The organism is Kitasatospora sp. NPDC048286 (genome assembly GCF_043201735.1).
Classification (GTDB): domain Bacteria; phylum Actinomycetota; class Actinomycetes; order Streptomycetales; family Streptomycetaceae; genus Kitasatospora.
In genome coordinates, this window is sequence record NZ_JBICZE010000018.1 from 36,512 (window position 1) to 52,065 (window position 15,554).

Below are 15,554 nucleotides of genomic sequence, written 5' to 3' on the forward strand. Positions count from 1 at the left end.
CCGTCGCGGTTGCCGGTGCCGGAAGCTGCCGGACCGTCGTCCCGGTTGCCGGGCGCCGGGTGGGGACTTCGGCGCGGTTGATGAGGGAGGATGGGGCGCGGGTGCTCCCGGACGGTCCCGGCACCTGTCGAGAATCGTGATGAGGAGAGCGACCCGCCATGCGCACTGCCGTCGTCGTCGGCACCGGACTGATCGGCACCTCCGCCGCGCTCGCCCTGACCGCTCGCGGGCTGACCGTCCATCTGGAGGACGCGGACCCGGACGCGGCCCGCACCGCCGAGTCGCTCGGCGCCGGCACCACCGACCCGGTCGACGGCCCGGTCGACCTGGCGATCATCGCCGTCCCGCCCGCGCTGGTCGGCAGCGTGCTCGCCGACTGCCAGCGCCGCAACCTGGCGCACTGGTACACCGACGTCGCCAGTGTGAAGGCCGGACCGCGCAGCGAGATCGCCGAGCTGGGCTGCGACACCGTCCACTACATCGGTAGTCACCCGATGGCCGGCCGCGAGCGCTCCGGTCCGCTGGCCGCGCGCGCCGACATCTTCGAGGGCCGCCCCTGGGTGCTCACCCCGAGCGCGGACACCGACACCGAGACGCTCAACGCCGCGCTGGAACTGGTCGCGCTCTGCGGAGCGGTGCCGATCGTGATGGACGCGGCCGAGCACGACCGGGCGGTCGCCCTGGTCTCGCACGCCCCGCAGCTGGTCTCCTCGCTGGTCGCGGCCCGGCTGGAGAACGCAGACGAGACCGCCATAAGGCTCTCCGGCCAGGGCGTGCGCGACGTCACCAGGATCGCCGCCTCCAACCCCGGCATGTGGGTCGACATCCTCTCCGCCAACGCGGGTGCGGTCGCGGACGTCCTGGAGGGGGTCGCCCGCGACCTCGGCGAGACGGTCACCGCGCTGCGCGCGATGGAGGCGGTCGAGGAGAGCGAGCGCCAGGCGGGCGCGGCCGGGATCGAGGCGGTCATGCGGCGCGGCAACACCGGCCAGGCCCGCATCCCCGGCAAGCACGGCGCGCCGCCCACCCGGTACGAGACCGTGGCGGTCGTGCTGGGCGACCAGCCGGGCGAGCTGGGCCGGCTGTTCGGGGAGGTCGGCGACGCCGGGGTCAACATCGAGGACGTCGTCATCGAGCACTCGACCGGGCAGCAGGTCGGCTTCGTCCAGCTGTCGGTGGCGCCGACGGCGGTGAAGCGGCTGACCAAGGCGTTGCGGGCGAGCGGCTGGAGCGTCCGGGACTGAGTCGCCGAGCCCGGGGCGGACGTGCCCGGGGCAGACGTTTCCGGGGTGGGGCGTTCCGGGGAGGGGGCGGGTGTGATCATCGACTTGCCGTTGGGGGAGACCGGGCACGGGTTCGCCGGAGGCCTGGTGGACCTCGGGAACGAGCGGTTCCTGCGGGCGGTGCTGGGCGGAGGGCACCTGATCCGCCACCGCAGCGTCGAGGTGATGTACGAGCGGCTCCGGCCCGTACCGCCGTACCCGGAGTTCGCCGAGCCGGAGCCGACCTTCAGCCTGCTGCTGCGGGCCGCCCACGCCGCGTTCGCCGAGCACCTGCCGCTGAGCCTGTCCCCGGACGTGCTCTGGTACGCGGTGGTGCACGAGGTCGCGGTGCACGTACGGATGTACCCGCCGCGCTACCGGGCGCTGTTCGGTGCCGTCGGCGGGCGACGGGGCCCGATCGTGGTGCGGGACGACACCCTGGCGGGGCCGTCGGCGGGTTGGTCGGAGCCGGACTGGTCGCGATCGGTCCGACTGGTGCGGGAGCCGCTCGCGGCGGCCGTCGGCGCGGAGCTGGTGGACCTGTTCCGGCCGGACTTCTCCACCACGACGCCGGACGACGCCTCCTCGGCGCTGGTGGCGCTGATGGACGTGGTCAGTCCGTACTACGACTTCCGCTGGGAGACCCGCTGCGGGATCCCGAGGGTGCGGCTGGAGGGCACGGCCGGGGACTGGGCGCGGTTGGCGGCCGGGGTGGGCGCGCTGGCGGGACGCTTCGGCTGGCTGGCGCCGTGGTTCGCGCAGCTGCGGCCGGTGGTGGACGAGATCGCCGCGACGGCGGCCGGCGGTCCGGTGGACGAGGAGTTCTGGCGCTCGCTGTTCAAGTGGCGAGAGATGTCCGGAGGGCCCCGGGTGACCGGTTGGCTCACCGCCTTCCTTGCCCACACCCAGACGCCTGACGGGCCCAGGCTGCGGCGCTCCTTCGACTGGCGGGAGGCGGCGGGTCGCGAGTACCACCAGGAGGCGTTCGAGGTGAACGACTTCCCGTCGCACCTGTCGAGCGTGCCGTTCGTGTGGGAGGTGCTGGGGCGGGAGGTGCCGATGGTGCTGGTCGGCGGGGTCCTCGGGGTCGAACGGGACGGGGAGTACCTGCGGCCGCGGCTGGGGACGGCGGTGCTGGAGGCGGCGGGGTAGCGGCCGGGGGCGGTCGGTACCGACTGGTCGGGATGGACTGATCAGGGACGACTGGTCGGGTCGGGGTCGGGGTCGGGGTCGGGGTCGACCGGTCGGGGTCGGGGGCCGGGTCGACCGGTCGGGCCGGACGGTGCGGAGTGGGTCACGTCGGCGGTCCATTAACCTTGAGTGGAGACAATCCCGGCCGTCAGCCTGCCCAGGCTCCGGTTCCCATGCCCAGAGAGAGGTTCGCCCCGTGGACACTGCCGACCGAGCGCACGCCCCGGTCGTCGTCGCCATCGACGGACCCTCCGGCTCCGGCAAGTCGACCGTCTCGCGGGCGGTCGCCGCCAGGCTGGGCCTGAGCTTCCTGGACACCGGCGCCATGTACCGGGCGATGACCTGGTGGATGCTGGCCAACGACGTCGACGTCGACGACCCGGAGACCGTGGCCGTCGCGTGCGGCAAGCCGGTGATCGTCTCGGGCACCGACGCCGACGGCCCCACCATCACGGTGGACGGCCAGGACGTGTCCGGCCCGATCCGCGGCCCCGAGGTGACCACCGAGGTCAGCGCCGTGTCCGCGGTGCCGGCCGTACGGTCCCGACTGGTGGAGCTCCAGCGCGGCTGCGCCGAGGTCGCCGAGCGCGGCATCGTCGCAGAGGGCCGGGACATGGGGAGCGTGGTGTTCCCGGACGCCACCGTCAAGGTCTTCCTGACCGCCTCCGAGGAGGCACGGGCCGCCCGTCGGGCGGCCGAGCTGCGCGCCAAGGGCGTGGACGAGGCGACCATCACCGCGATGGCCGCCGACCTCGCCCGCCGCGACGCCGCCGACTCCTCGCGGAAGACGGCCCCGCTGACCCAGGCCGCGGACGCGGTCCTGGTGGACACCAGCGACCTCACACTGGAGCAGGTGATCGACCGGATCGCCGGGCTGGTGGAGGAGCGGGCCGGACTGTCCGCGGTCTGACCGGCTGCCGCCGGTCCGATCAGGACCGGTCCGACCGGCCTTCGGGCCTTCGGGCCGACCAACGAGTGAACCGCGGGCCGTCGAGGCGCCGCGGAGACAACCACCGCGCTGCCCCGAGCGGGGCAGGTACGCACGGCACGCCCCTGGGAAGGGCCGGGCCGGGAAACGGAACAGACGAACATGACCGCAGAGCACGCCGCCACCGGCCAGGGTGAGCTGGACGCCGCCGACTACGCCGAGTTCATGGCGCTCGCCGCCGAGGAGGGCTTCGACCTCGACGGCTTCGACGCCGTGGACGGTGCCGAGCACGTCCGACTGCCGGTGCTGGCCGTGGTCGGCCGCCCGAACGTCGGCAAGTCGACCCTGGTGAACCGCATCATCGGCCGCCGCGAGGCCGTCGTCGAGGACAAGCCGGGCGTCACCCGCGACCGGGTCACCTACGAGGCCAGCTGGAACGGCCGCCGCTTCAAGGTCGTCGACACCGGCGGCTGGGAGATCGACGTCCTCGGCATCGACGCCATGGTGGCCGCCCAGGCCGAGCTGGGCATCGAGCAGGCCGACGCGGTGCTGTTCGTGGTGGACGCCACCGTCGGCGCCACCGACACCGACGAGGCGCTGATCAAGATCATCCGGCGGGCGGGCAAGCCCACCGTCCTGTGCGCCAACAAGGTCGACGGCCCCTCCACCGAGGCCGAGGCCGCCTACCTGTGGTCGCTCGGCCTCGGCGAGCCGTACCCGGTCTCCGCCCTGCACGGCCGCGGCTCCGGCGACCTGCTGGACGCCGTCATGAACGCCCTGCCCGAGGCCCCGCCGCAGACCTTCGGCGACGCCGCCCCCGGCGGCCCGCGCCGCATCGCGCTGATCGGCCGCCCCAACGTCGGCAAGTCCAGCCTGCTGAACAAGGTCGCCGGCGAGGAGCGCGTCGTCGTCAACGAGCTGGCCGGCACCACCCGCGACCCGGTCGACGAGATGATCGAGCTCGGCGGCAAGACCTGGAAGTTCGTGGACACCGCCGGTATCCGCCGCCGGGTCCACCTGACCGCCGGCGCCGACTTCTACGCCTCGCTGCGCACCGCCTCCGCGCTGGAGAAGGCCGAGGTCGCGGTCGTCCTGATCGACGCCAGCGAGACCCTCGCCGAGCAGGACACCCGGATCATCTCGATGGCCGTCGAGGCCGGGCGCGCCGTCGTCATCGCCTACAACAAGTGGGACCAGCTGGACGAGGAGCGCCGCTACTACCTGGAGCGCGAGATCGAGCGCGACCTCGTCCAGGTGCAGTGGGCCCCGCGCGTCAACGTCTCGGCCAAGACCGGCCGGCACATGGAGAAGCTCGTCCCGGCGGTCGAGACCGCGCTGGAGGGCTGGGAGACCCGCATCCCGACCGCGCGCCTGAACGCCTTCCTCGGCGAGCTGGTCGCCGCCCACCCGCACCCGATCCGGGGCGGCAAGCAGCCGCGCATCCTGTTCGGCACCCAGGCGGGCATCCGTCCGCCGCGCTTCGTGCTGTTCGCCTCGGGCTTCCTGGAGGCCGGCTACCGGCGCTTCATCGAGCGCCGGCTGCGCGAGGAGTTCGGGTTCGTGGGGACCCCGATCTCGATCTCGGTGCGGGTCCGGGAGAAGCGCAAGAAGAAGTAGTGGGCAGGAGCGGTCGGTCCGCTGATCGATCGACCGCCGGCCGGAGGGCCTCGCCACGGTGGTGGCGGGGCCCTCCGGCGTTTCCGGGCTCGGCCGGGGTTCCTGCGCGCGGCTCCCGTCCGGGTCTCCAGGGTTCCCGCTGGCGGTTCCTGTCCATGGTCCCTGCTCGGGGTTCCCGTTCGAGGCTCCTGCTCGGGGTGCAGGCCGGGCGTCAGCGGTGGTCGGCGGTGGGGCCCGGGGGCAGGGAGAGCATCTGGCGGTGGCGGCCGCCACCGCTGGGCGAGGAAGGGGCGGGGGCGAGGCCGGTGGCCGTGCCCATCACCGGGGCTGGCGCGGGCGGCGTCGGCGGTACGGGTGCCGGCACCGGCAGCGAGTGCGGGGCCGCGCCCAGGTAGCCGGCCGCCACCCAGCCCTGACCGTTGGTGAACTGGGCAGCGGGGAGGGCGGGTTGGGCCTGGACGGGGACCGAGGTGGTGTGGCCGAGGCCGTCGCTGGTGGGGGCGGTGGGCGCGGGACGGCCGGCGGAGTGGCCGTGGCGGTGGTGGCCGGTGCTGTGGCTTCCGATGTGGCTTTCAGCAGTGTGACCGCCGGTGTGACTGCCGGGGTGAGGGTTGGTGTGGGCGCCGGTGTGACCGCCGGGGTGGGGGCTGGTGTGGGCGCCGGAGTGGCCGTGTTGCTGGGCGCCGGTGTGACTGCTGGTGTGCCCCCGGTCGTGCCCACCGGTATGACCGGACTGCTGGCCGCCGGTGGGGCCCGAGCCGTGGCTCTGGGGGCCCGGAACGAACTGGGGCAGGCCCGGCACCTGGCCCGCGAGGGTGTGGAACGCCTGCTGCTGGGGCGGGTACGAGCGCTGCTCGCCGAGCAGCGGGTAACCGTCGCGGACCGCGAAGCCGGTGAACTTCAGGTCCTCCTCGCCCGAGCGGTCGCCGGGAAGGGCACGGAAGAGGCGCCGGTACTCGGAGTACAGCTCGTCGTAGATCGGCGTGGCGGAGTGCGGGTGCTCGGCGTCGTACGAAGGGCGCATGCCCGGGATCGAGCGCGAGGCGGTGGCGGACCGGCCGGGGGACGCGGAGACGTCGTAGCTGTACACGTAGGGGCCAACGAGCGAGAGGGGCGGGGGATGCGGGGCGTGGGAGTGCGGGCGCGCCCACACGCCGGGGCGTGGAGGGGGCGGGTGCGCCGGGCGGAGTGCAGGCACGCCGGGGCGCGGCGGGCATGCGCCCGCCGGAAGGCGGCCGTGGGGGTGGGCGGCCGCCTTCCGGCGGGTCGGGCGCGCAGGCGGATCAGGTACCGGCGAGCGGGAGGGAGGCGGCCACCACCTGACCCAGCGCCACCGCCCGCTCCAGCGCCTGGCGCAGCAGGTCCTCGCGGGGCTGCCGGCCGACCATGCCGGCCGGCACGGCGTACATCGTCACCTCGGAGAGCTGGCTGGCGGCCATCCGCCAGGCGTCGGTGACCTGGAGCGGCTGGTGGGCCTGCCACCAGCCGGTGCTGCCGCCGGCCGCGGCGGGCTGGAGGACCGCGTGCAGCTTGCCCATCGCGACCAGGACGGACCAGCCGGGCAGCTGATCCGGGGTCTCGTCCAGGTCGGTGACCGGCTGGAAGCCGGCGTCCTGGAGCAGGTCGAGGAACTCGTCCTCGCCCGAGGTGCTGCCGGGGCGGCCGACCGGGCCGGTCGGCTCGACCACCAGCGAGGCGCGCCCGACCTTGCCGTGCAGGACCAGCCCGCAGGTGACGCCGAGGATGGCGGCCTGACCGGGAGTGCTCGGCTGGGTCGGGGCCGGACCGGCGGGCGAGGCCGGGGCCGGGGCGGGGGCGTGCGGTACGGCGGTGGGGACGGCGAGGCCCGGGCCGCCGGGCTGGGACTGGCTGATGCTGCGGACGGCACCGGCCAGCTGCTCCTCGGAGACCGGTACGACCTGGGAGGGGATGCAGCGGGCGTGCGCGAAGGCGAGGACGGCCGTCTCGTCGCCGACGAACAGCACGGTGCTGGTGGGTTCCACGTGCGTGTCGCCGGGGGTCCGGCAGGAGGTGCACTCGTAGCTGTCGGGGGCGCGGTCGCCGCCTAGCAGGCGGTCGGCCTCGTCGTCGCCGATCTCGGACCGGACCTCGTCGCTGACGTCGAGCATGCGCGGCACAGGGTCTCCTCGGATGGGTGTGGATGGGGTTCGGGGGCGGACACGGGGAGGTCGCCATGCCCAACGGGCCCTTGTGTCAGGCGTCACGGGTGCCCGTCGAGGCTGACGGGAATTGCGTCGGATCCGACCGCACGGCGTGTTCTTGTGGTCGCAATCTGTCGATGTCGGTGCCAGGACTGCCGGAATCAAACAGTGAGGTGAGTCACGCGGCCTGGATGTTTGATCTAGGAATCGACGGCCAAAGTGGACATTTCGGGCATGATTGCCTGGTTGTTACCCTCGGTAACCCTTGGCTGAGCTGGGCAGACCGCCGAGGTTTTGGTTTCCCCGCCGACCGGCTCGTAGCTTCTTCGTCGGCGCAACGAGCGCCACCCGGGTTCACCCCCGACGCACGGCTCCCCGGTTCGCCGGGCGTGGCTGGTGCCCGCCGACGCGATCGCTCGAACAGGTCGCTCGGCGAGCGGCTGGGTGGCCGGGGCGGCAGCGGCACGTCCGACACGTGCACGGCCGTCCGACGGACGCGGCAAGCGATCGCGGCCCTCTCCAGGGCCTGGTTCCGCATGCCCGCCCGGGGCTGTCGAGAGGAACCCCATGACCTTCCGTAACGAGACCGCCGCTGCCACCACCTCCGCCGCCACCAAGCGCAACCGCGTTCGGATGGCCGTCGTGGCGGGCGCCGCTGTCGCGGCCCTGCCGGTGGCCGGCCTCGTCACGGCCACCTCGGCCTCCGCCGCCTCCGTCGCCACCTGGGACGCCGTCGCCCAGTGCGAGAGCGGCGGCAACTGGGCCATCAACACCGGCAACGGTTTCTACGGCGGGCTGCAGTTCACCTCCAGCACCTGGGCCGCGTTCGGTGGCACCGCCTACGCCTCGCAGGCCAACCTGGCCACCAAGGCGCAGCAGATCGCCGTCGCCGAGAAGGTCCTCGCCTCCCAGGGCCCGGGCGCCTGGCCCGTCTGCTCCGTCAAGGCCGGTCTGACCAAGGGCGGCGCCCCGGCCGCCGTCGACACCTCGGCGGGCTCGACCGCCGCCAAGCCGGCGCAGGCCCCGAAGGCCGCCGCCAAGCCGGCCGAGGCCCCGAAGGCCGCCCCCAAGGCCCAGGCCGCGCCGAAGAACGACGCTGCCGCGCCGAAGGCCGACGCCCAGAAGTCCGCGCCGAAGGCCGACCAGGGTGCCAAGTCCTGGAACCGCTCGAACGACGCCAAGCCGGCCGACAAGGGCAGCTACACCGTCAAGGCCGGTGACACCCTGAGCTCCATCGCCGCCGCGCAGGGCCTGGACTGGCACGACCTGTACAAGAACAACGCCAAGGTCATCGGTGGCAACCCGGACCTGATCTTCCCGGGCCAGACCCTCAGCATCTGAGGTCTCGCCCAGCACTCGAGGCCCCGTGCGTAGCCGGTATCGGCTGCTCGGGCTTCACGGTGCCGGTGCCCGGTCGGGCGCCATGGTGTCGACGTGTCGATGTGCCGAGGTGTTCGGCTTCCTGGGTCGAGGCGTTCGGCTCCCACGGCCGCTTCTCCACCGCGCGGGTTCCCCCGCCGGTCGGGGGAGCGGCCGTCGGCGTTTCGCGGCTTCTCGCGATGCTTCGCGGCGTCTCGTGGTGTTCGGCGCTGCTCCGAGGGGTTCGGCGCTGCTCCGCGGTGTTCGGCGTGGTGCCCGGGTGTCACCGTGGCGGCGTCGCCGGCCTTCCTGCGGGCGGGAGTTGGGACTCCCGGGGTGTGCCCGCCGTCGGTGGTGGGGCCGGGCCCGGGCGGTCGCGGTGCGGGAGGATGGTGGGGTGATCCAGGGCGAGTTGTTCAGCGATCCGGGCGGGTTCCCGGGCGGGCGCGATCGTTCCGAGCCGGCCCCCGGCGCCGTTCTGCTCCCCGGTTGGCTGGACCTCGACGCGCAGCGCCGGCTGGTCGGTGCCTGCCGGGAGTGGGCCCGTCCGCCGGCCGGCCTGCACGCCGTGCGGATGCCCACCGGCGGGACGATGTCCGTCCGGATGGTGAGCCTCGGCCTGCACTGGTACCCGTACGGGTACCGGCGGGTCGCCGAGGACGGCGCGCCCGTCAAGCCGTTCCCGTCGCTGCTCGGGGACCTGGCGCGCAGGGCCGTCGCCGAGGCGTACGGGGCCGCGGTGGGGGAGATCGCGGGCGCGGCGACGTACGCGCCGGACATCGCGATCGTCAACCACTACGCGCACGGCGCGAAGATGGGCCTCCACCAGGACCGCGACGAGCGGGCCGACGCGCCGGTGGTGTCGCTCTCGCTGGGCGACGGCTGCGTCTTCCGGCTCGGGAACACCGAGACCAGGACCCGGCCGTGGACGGACCTGGAGCTGCGCAGCGGGGACCTGCTGGTGTTCGGCGGCCCGGTCCGGTTCGCGTACCACGGGGTCGTGCGGACGCTGCCGGGGACGGCCGATCCGGCGCTGGGGCTGACCGGGCGGCTCAACATCACGGTGCGGGAGTCGGGGCTGGGGGAGTAGCCGGGGAGGGTTTCCCTGGGGGCGTGAGGTCGTCCCGTCCGCCACTGGTTCGCCAGTTCGCCGACTTGCCAGTTCGCCGACTCACTGACTCACTGACTCACCGACTCGTCTACTCGTTCGAGTGAACTGGGGATTCCGGGCCGCTGTGCGGGAATGACCAGGGTCGCCGGAGAATTCGAGTGAGCTGGAGAATTCGTTCGGAGTCAGGAGAGGAAGCGTGCGCGTATGAGTACCCCCGTCGACGATCTTGTCGATCTGCTCGACCTCGAGCAGATCGAACTCAACATCTTCCGTGGGCGCAGCCCCGAGGAGGCGCTGCAGCGGACGTTCGGCGGTCAGGTCGCCGGGCAGGCGCTGGTCGCGGCAGGGCGCACGGTGGATGACGAGCGCCCGGTCCACTCGCTGCACGCCTACTTCCTGCGCCCCGGTGTCCCCGGTGTGCCGATCGTCTACCAGGTCGACCGGATCAGGGACGGCCGCTCCTTCACCACCCGCCGGGTGCTCGGCATCCAGGGCGGCCGGTCGATCTTCGCGCTCACGGCCGACTTCCACAGACCCGAGGAAGCGGGCATCGAGCACCAGTACCCGATGCCGGCCGTCGCCGCCCCCGAGGGCCTGCCGAGCGCACTGGACGAGGTCGGCTCCCGGCTCGGCGAGCTGCCCCCGTTCATCAGCCGCCGCCAGCCCTTCGACGTCCGGTACGTCGACCGGCTGCGGTGGAGCAAGGAGGAGCTGGCGGGAGTCGAGGCGCGCAGCGGCGTCTGGCTGCGCACCAACGGCCCGCTGCCGGACGACCCGCTGATACACGTCTGCGCCCTCACCTACGCCAGTGACATGACGCTGCTGGACGCCGTCCGGGCCCCGGTCGAGCCACTGTGGGGCGAGCGGAACTTCGACATGGCCTCGCTCGACCACGCGATGTGGTTCCACCAGCCGTTCCGGACGGACGACTGGCTGCTGTACCAGCAGGAGTCCCCGATCGCGCACGGCGCGCGCGGCCTGGCACGTGGGCAGATCTTCGACCGGCACGGCCGACTGGTGGTGTCCGTGGTGCAGGAAGGGCTGTTCCGTCCGCTGAAGCGCCACGACGGGTAGGTGAAGCCGGCCGGTGTCGCTGTGCCCGTGTCGCCGTGCCCGGTGCTGGTGTGCCCGGTGTCGTCGGGCCCTGTGTCGTGCCATGTGTTGTGCCCCGTTTCGGCGCGTTGCCGCCGTGTTGCGGTTTCGGCGGTTTCGAGCCGACGGGAATGATCCGTCCGCGTGGACGGTGTTGTGGATGACCGAGACGGGCGGCCCGAACGGCGGGCCGTCCACGGACAGACCGGGAGGGTGGACCGATGACGGCGACGGCCGCGGAGGACTGGAAGCACTGGAGCGACGGCCGGGCGGCGTCGGTGAGCGCGCCGCACGGCCAGCTCGCACTCACCGGCACGCACTGGCTGGAGCCGGAGCCCGCCGAGATCCCCGGCCTGCCCGGGCGCTGGTGGGCCGACGCCGAGGGCGTCCGGGTCCGGGCGGAGGCGTCCGACGGCATCACGGTCGACGGCGCCGGCGCACCGGTGGACGGCGATGTGCTGCTCCGCCCGGACAGCGACCCGGCCGCCGACACCGCCACCCTGGGCGCCCTGCTGCTCGTCCCGATCGAACGCGAGGGCGAGCTGGCCCTGCGGGTCTTCGACCCGGCGGCACCCCGGCGGACCGCGTTCGCGGGCATCGCCGCCTACCCGTACGCGCCCGAGTGGGCGGTGCCCGCCGTCTTCACCCCGTTCGAGGACGGTGACGCGCAGTCGGTCGTGGTCCCGAACGCCGACGGGCGGGAGCGCCCGCTGGCCGTCTCCGGGCAGATCGCCTTCACCGTGGCGGGCGAGCACCGCACCCTGACCGTCAGCAGGTCGGGCGAGTGGCTCAGCGGCGTGATCGCGGACGCGACCAGCGGCATCGACACCTACCGCTTCCGCTTCATCACCCTGCCGGCACCCGACGCCGAGGGCCGTACCGTCCTCGACCTCAACCGGGCCTACCTGCCGCCGTGCGCCTTCTCGGACCACTTCATCTGCCCGTTCCCGCCGCCGGGCAACCGGCTGGACTTCGCGGTGGAGGCGGGGGAGAAGCAGGTGCTGAGCCGGTAGCGGGCGGGGCGGGGCGGGGCCGGGCCTCCGCCGGGCGCGGGCAGGGCCCCGCCGCGAGCCCCGGCGGGCCACTGGTGGTCCACTGGTCATCCACTGCGGGCCGCCGCCGCGGTGGGGCCCCAGTGCGAGGGCGTTCGGAGGCGGAGCGGAGCATGGGGAGTTATGTCGAACAATCAACATTCCACCCCGTCCTCCTCCCCCTCGCCCGCTTCGCCCCCTCCACCGTCCGTCGCGGAGCCCGAACCCGAACCCCAACCTGATTCCGGGCCGGGGGACGGCCCCGGGCCGGAGGCGGCCGCCGGTGCGCCCTGGTACCGGCGGGCGTTCGCCGACCTCAGCCCGCTGCGCGACCACCCGGACTACCGCCGGGTCTGGGCCGGGCAGGCCATCTCCTCCATAGGCCAGCAGATGACGGCCGTCGCCGTCTCCGTCCAGGTCTACGACCTGACCGGCTCCGCCTTCGCGACCGGGCTCGTCGGCATCTTCTCCCTCGTCCCGCTGGTCGCCTTCGGCCTCTACGGCGGCGCCATCGCCGACACCGTCGACCGGCGGCGGCTGGGCCTGATCGGCTCGGCGGGCCTGGCGGTCGTCTCCGCCGTCCTGGCCGCGCAGGCGCTCGCCGGCCTCGGGCTGGTCGCCGTCCTGTACGCCGCCGTCGCCGTCCAGGCCGGCTTCTTCGCGATCAGCTCGCCCGCCCGCTCCGCGATGATCCCCCGGCTGGTGCCCAGCCACCAGCTCCCGGCGGCGAACGCCCTGAACACCGTCAGCATGAACCTCGGCCTCACCGTCGGCCCGATGCTCGGCGGCGTCCTGATCGGCGCGTACGGCGCCCAGGCCGCCTACCTGGTCGACACCGTCGCCTTCACCGCCACCCTCTACGCGATGTGGCGCCTTCCCGCCATGCGGCCGCTCGGCGAGCGCAAGGGCCGCGCCTCCGTCCTCGACGGCCTGCGCTTCCTGCGTGAGCAGCCCAACCTGCGCACCAGCTTCCTCGCCGACCTGGCCGCGATGGTCTTCGGCATGCCGCGCGCCCTCTTCCCGGCCATCGCGATCACCTTCTACGGCGGCGACGCCGGCACCGTCGGCCTGCTGGTCTCCGCCCCGGCCGTCGGCGCCCTGGCCGGCGCGCTCTTCTCCGGCTGGGTCGGCCGTGTGCACCGCCAGGGCCTCGCCGTCCTCGCCGCCGTCGCCGCCTGGGGCCTGGCCATCGCGGCCTTCGGCGCCCTCCACAACCTCTGGCTCGGCCTCCTGCTGCTCGCGGTCGCGGGCTGCGCCGACACCATCAGCATGATCTTCCGCAACACGATGATGCAGGTCGCAGCCCCGGACGAGATGCGCGGCCGCCTCCAGGGCATCTTCATCGTCGTCGTGGCCGGCGGCCCCCGCCTCGGCGACTTCGAGTCCGGCACCGTCGCCGCCCTCACCAACCCCGCCACCTCCGTGATCACCGGCGGCCTTGCCTGCGTCGCCGCCGTCCTCCTCCTCGCCGCCCGCCGCCCCGCCTTCCTCGCCTACGACGCCCGCCACCCCACCCCCTGAACCACCCACCCCCGAACCTGGCAGCGAGCACCCCCCGACGTGCTGTATTGTTTTCCACGTCGCCGGGACAACCGGAGACAAGGTCGAGAAGCCCACAGCAGAGCCCCCCAGGCCCAGCTGAAGGCACCGAGACCACGGGACGTGGCGCAGCTTGGTAGCGCACTTGACTGGGGGTCAAGGGGTCGCAGGTTCAAATCCTGTCGTCCCGACCGGCATTTCCGCAGGTCGGAGGCCGTTCTTATCGAAATGATAGGAACGGCCTTTTCCTTTGGTGGTCGCAATGTGGTCGTGAACGCTCGTTCACATCGCCTTGCTGAGCGTGTTTCCGCAGGCTGAGCCCCTCTGGCCTGGCCGTGACGGGGCATTTGTTCATTCATTCGGGAATCCACGTGCCGTCGATTGCGGACTGGTCCCCTCTTCGGCGTGGAAACGGGCCCGGATTCGCGGGAAATGGGCATGCCGACAGAACCTGCGGCGTCATCTGCTTCGACAGTTCGCACGTTTATCGGGTGTCAGCTGTGAGCCGGGAATCCCGGTTGCTTGTCGGTCCTGGTGGCCGGTGTGGCTGGGAGAGCCGAGCCGGCTTCAGGGGTGCGGCCGTCAGGCCGCGTGACTGAACAGCGGGTTCGGCAAGCCGGCGTCGTGGGCGGGGGCGTGCGGGTCGTGCCGGGTGCGGGCTTCGACGAGGCGGAGCCTTGCCTCGATGGTGTTCACGGCGGCCCGGGCGACGTCCCAGGTCAGGTGGCTGTAGATGTTCGCGGTGGTCGACAGCGTGGAGTGCCGCAGGGTCTTGGAGATGACGGCCATGGAGACGTTGCCCTCCAGGGCGAGGGTGGCGGCGAGGTGACGCAGGTCGTGGATGGTGACGTGGGGCAGCCCGGCCTGTTCACGCAGCTCGTGGAAGCGCCGGCGGACGGCGGCGGGGTGGAGGGGCTGGCCGTCGGGGCCCTGGAAGACGTGCCCGTTGATGGTGGCGGTGCTGCGGTCCATCGCGCGTTGGAGGGCGGCGGCGACCCGCTCGGACAGCGGCACCCAGTTGCGGCTCTTCCTGGTCTTCGGCGCGGTCAGGACGAGTTCGTGGTTGTCGACCGCGGACAGGGTGTGGCGGATGTACATGACGCGGTCGTCGATCCGGACGCACGGGCGTTGGAGGCCGAGGGCTTCGCCCTTGCGCAGGCCGGTGCCGATGATGACTTCGAAGAGGTCGGCGAAGGCGGGGTCGACGTTGCGGCAGTGGGAGAGGAAGGAGACGGCCTGTTCCGCGGTCCAGGGGATGCGTTCGTCGGGGCGGGGTCTGCGCATGGGCAGGGGCTGGGCGGCGTTGAAGGGCAGGCGGTGGGTGCGCACGGCCGTACCGAGGGCGCTGGAGAGGGTGGCGAGGCAGTGGTAGACGGCCTGGCGGCCGCGGCCGGCGTCGAGCTGCTCGTGTGTGTAGGCGGCGATGTGGTCGTGGGCGAGCTCCTCCAGGCGCAGCTTGCCGAAGACGGGTATCAACTCGCAGAGCACGTAGGTGCGGTAGCGGGCGTAGGTGGTGGGCTTGAGCAGGAACTCCATGCCCTTGAGCCACTTGGTGAGGTAGGCGGCCACCGTCTCGTGCGGGTCGGCGTCGAAGCCCAGCTGGCGCCCTTCGAGGAAGCGCCGTAGCGCCGTCTCGGCTGCGAACGCGTCCTCGAAGCCGCCGCGGCGCACGGTGCGCCGGCGGCCGCTGAGGGAGGGGACGTCGACGGCGAACGTCCACGTGCCGTGCCCTTCCTCGGGCAGGCGCGGGCACGACGCCCCGAGCTGGCGCCGGGTGGCGTCCCGGCACCCGCACCGTCGGTAGACCCGGCCTGGCCGTCCTGACCTGCGCACTTCTGTACCTCCTACGGCTGTGACTCCTTGATCGGCTCACGGAGGCTACAGATGCCGCGCCCAGGAGATCGTCTGCGACCACCATGCGATCACCAACGCGGAATCAGGCCCCTGACCTGCGGTTCGCGGTGAGGACCCGCACCTGGGCATGCCACACACGGAGAGGGCCCGCCGCGCTACCTCGGACGGACGGTGCGGGCACCCGGAAGTTATTACCGTGCGTAACCATGAGCCCGGAAGCGCGCCCCGGAGAGGGGCCCGAAGCGGCGGCCGCGCGAGAGGGCGCCGAGATTAGCTTCTATTGACAGATATTCATGTAAGTGATAATGGAATCCGGCTTCCTGTGCGCCTGTTCGGCCTGCAGGTCGGGTATCCCGCGACCTCGACTTGGTTACGCAGTGTTACCCAAAATCGGGCTCGAACGGGTCG

General features: G+C 72.9%; 12 protein-coding genes and 1 tRNA gene. 10 read left to right on the forward strand and 3 right to left on the reverse strand.

Annotation, left to right across the window (positions count from 1 at the left end):
• The first annotated feature begins 158 nt into the window (after positions 1–158).
• The 4 genes from ACGF13_RS34015 (at position 159) to der (ending at position 4,998) form a co-directional block, all read left to right on the forward strand.
• Positions 159–1,244, forward strand: coding sequence for a prephenate dehydrogenase (locus tag ACGF13_RS34015; RefSeq protein WP_392882773.1), 1,086 nt, complete (start codon positions 159–161; stop codon positions 1,242–1,244).
• Between the two features lie 72 nt (positions 1,245–1,316).
• Positions 1,317–2,414: a DUF4419 domain-containing protein gene (locus ACGF13_RS34020; RefSeq protein WP_392882775.1), complete on the forward strand. Its 1,098-nt coding sequence runs from the start codon at positions 1,317–1,319 to the stop codon at positions 2,412–2,414.
• 235 nt (positions 2,415–2,649) lie between these two features.
• Positions 2,650–3,363 (forward strand): (d)CMP kinase, encoded by a 714-nt coding sequence (cmk, locus tag ACGF13_RS34025; RefSeq protein ID WP_392882777.1) that lies wholly within the window; start codon positions 2,650–2,652, stop codon positions 3,361–3,363.
• 180 nt (positions 3,364–3,543) lie between these two features.
• Complete coding sequence (der, locus tag ACGF13_RS34030; protein WP_392882779.1) at positions 3,544–4,998, forward strand: ribosome biogenesis GTPase Der; 1,455 nt, start codon at positions 3,544–3,546, stop codon at positions 4,996–4,998.
• 211 nt (positions 4,999–5,209) lie between these two features.
• On the opposite strand, the gene ACGF13_RS34035 is transcribed toward der, so the two are convergent.
• The gene (locus ACGF13_RS34035; RefSeq protein ID WP_392882781.1) at positions 5,210–6,088 is read right to left on the reverse strand and encodes a hypothetical protein; all 879 of its coding nucleotides are present in this window, start codon (positions 6,086–6,088) and stop codon (positions 5,210–5,212) included.
• 193 nt (positions 6,089–6,281) lie between these two features.
• A complete protein-coding gene (locus ACGF13_RS34040) occupies positions 6,282–7,136 on the reverse strand; it encodes a hypothetical protein (protein WP_392882783.1) in 855 nt (284 codons plus the stop codon).
• 591 nt (positions 7,137–7,727) lie between these two features.
• On the opposite strand from ACGF13_RS34040, the gene ACGF13_RS34045 reads away from it, so the two are divergent.
• The 6 genes from ACGF13_RS34045 (at position 7,728) to ACGF13_RS34070 (ending at position 13,483) form a co-directional block, all read left to right on the forward strand.
• Complete coding sequence (locus ACGF13_RS34045; protein WP_392882785.1) at positions 7,728–8,501, forward strand: transglycosylase family protein; 774 nt, start codon at positions 7,728–7,730, stop codon at positions 8,499–8,501.
• 418 nt (positions 8,502–8,919) lie between these two features.
• Entirely contained in the window at positions 8,920–9,609 is a 690-nt protein-coding gene (locus ACGF13_RS34050) for an alpha-ketoglutarate-dependent dioxygenase AlkB family protein (protein ID WP_392882998.1), read from the forward strand.
• 225 nt (positions 9,610–9,834) lie between these two features.
• Positions 9,835–10,704 carry an acyl-CoA thioesterase gene (locus ACGF13_RS34055; protein WP_392882786.1) on the forward strand — a complete coding sequence of 290 codons (870 nt, stop codon included), beginning with the start codon at positions 9,835–9,837 and terminating at the stop codon, positions 10,702–10,704.
• A gap of 239 nt (positions 10,705–10,943) precedes the next feature.
• The gene (locus ACGF13_RS34060) at positions 10,944–11,735 is read left to right on the forward strand and encodes a DUF1684 domain-containing protein (RefSeq protein WP_392882787.1); all 792 of its coding nucleotides are present in this window, start codon (positions 10,944–10,946) and stop codon (positions 11,733–11,735) included.
• 162 nt (positions 11,736–11,897) lie between these two features.
• The gene (locus ACGF13_RS34065) at positions 11,898–13,274 is read left to right on the forward strand and encodes an MFS transporter (protein WP_392882789.1); all 1,377 of its coding nucleotides are present in this window, start codon (positions 11,898–11,900) and stop codon (positions 13,272–13,274) included.
• A gap of 135 nt (positions 13,275–13,409) precedes the next feature.
• Positions 13,410–13,483: transfer RNA gene (locus tag ACGF13_RS34070), tRNA-Pro, on the forward strand.
• A 391-nt stretch (positions 13,484–13,874) separates the two neighbouring features.
• Here ACGF13_RS34070 and ACGF13_RS34075 read toward each other — a convergent pair.
• Positions 13,875–15,125, reverse strand: coding sequence for a tyrosine-type recombinase/integrase (locus ACGF13_RS34075; protein WP_392882791.1), 1,251 nt, complete (start codon positions 15,123–15,125; stop codon positions 13,875–13,877).
• Positions 15,126–15,554: the final 429 nt, after the last annotated feature.

Bases quoted from the DNA above. Each gene is read 5' to 3' on its own strand.
- ACGF13_RS34015 (WP_392882773.1), top strand. From the start codon at position 159: ATGCGCACTGCCGTCGTCGTCGGCACCGGACTGATCGGCACCTCCGCC.
- der (WP_392882779.1), top strand. From the start codon at position 3,544: ATGACCGCAGAGCACGCCGCCACCGGCCAGGGTGAGCTGGACGCCGCC.
- ACGF13_RS34045 (WP_392882785.1), top strand. From the start codon at position 7,728: ATGACCTTCCGTAACGAGACCGCCGCTGCCACCACCTCCGCCGCCACC.
- ACGF13_RS34055 (WP_392882786.1), top strand. From the start codon at position 9,835: ATGAGTACCCCCGTCGACGATCTTGTCGATCTGCTCGACCTCGAGCAG.
- ACGF13_RS34060 (WP_392882787.1), top strand. From the start codon at position 10,944: ATGACGGCGACGGCCGCGGAGGACTGGAAGCACTGGAGCGACGGCCGG.
- ACGF13_RS34065 (WP_392882789.1), top strand. From the start codon at position 11,898: ATGTCGAACAATCAACATTCCACCCCGTCCTCCTCCCCCTCGCCCGCT.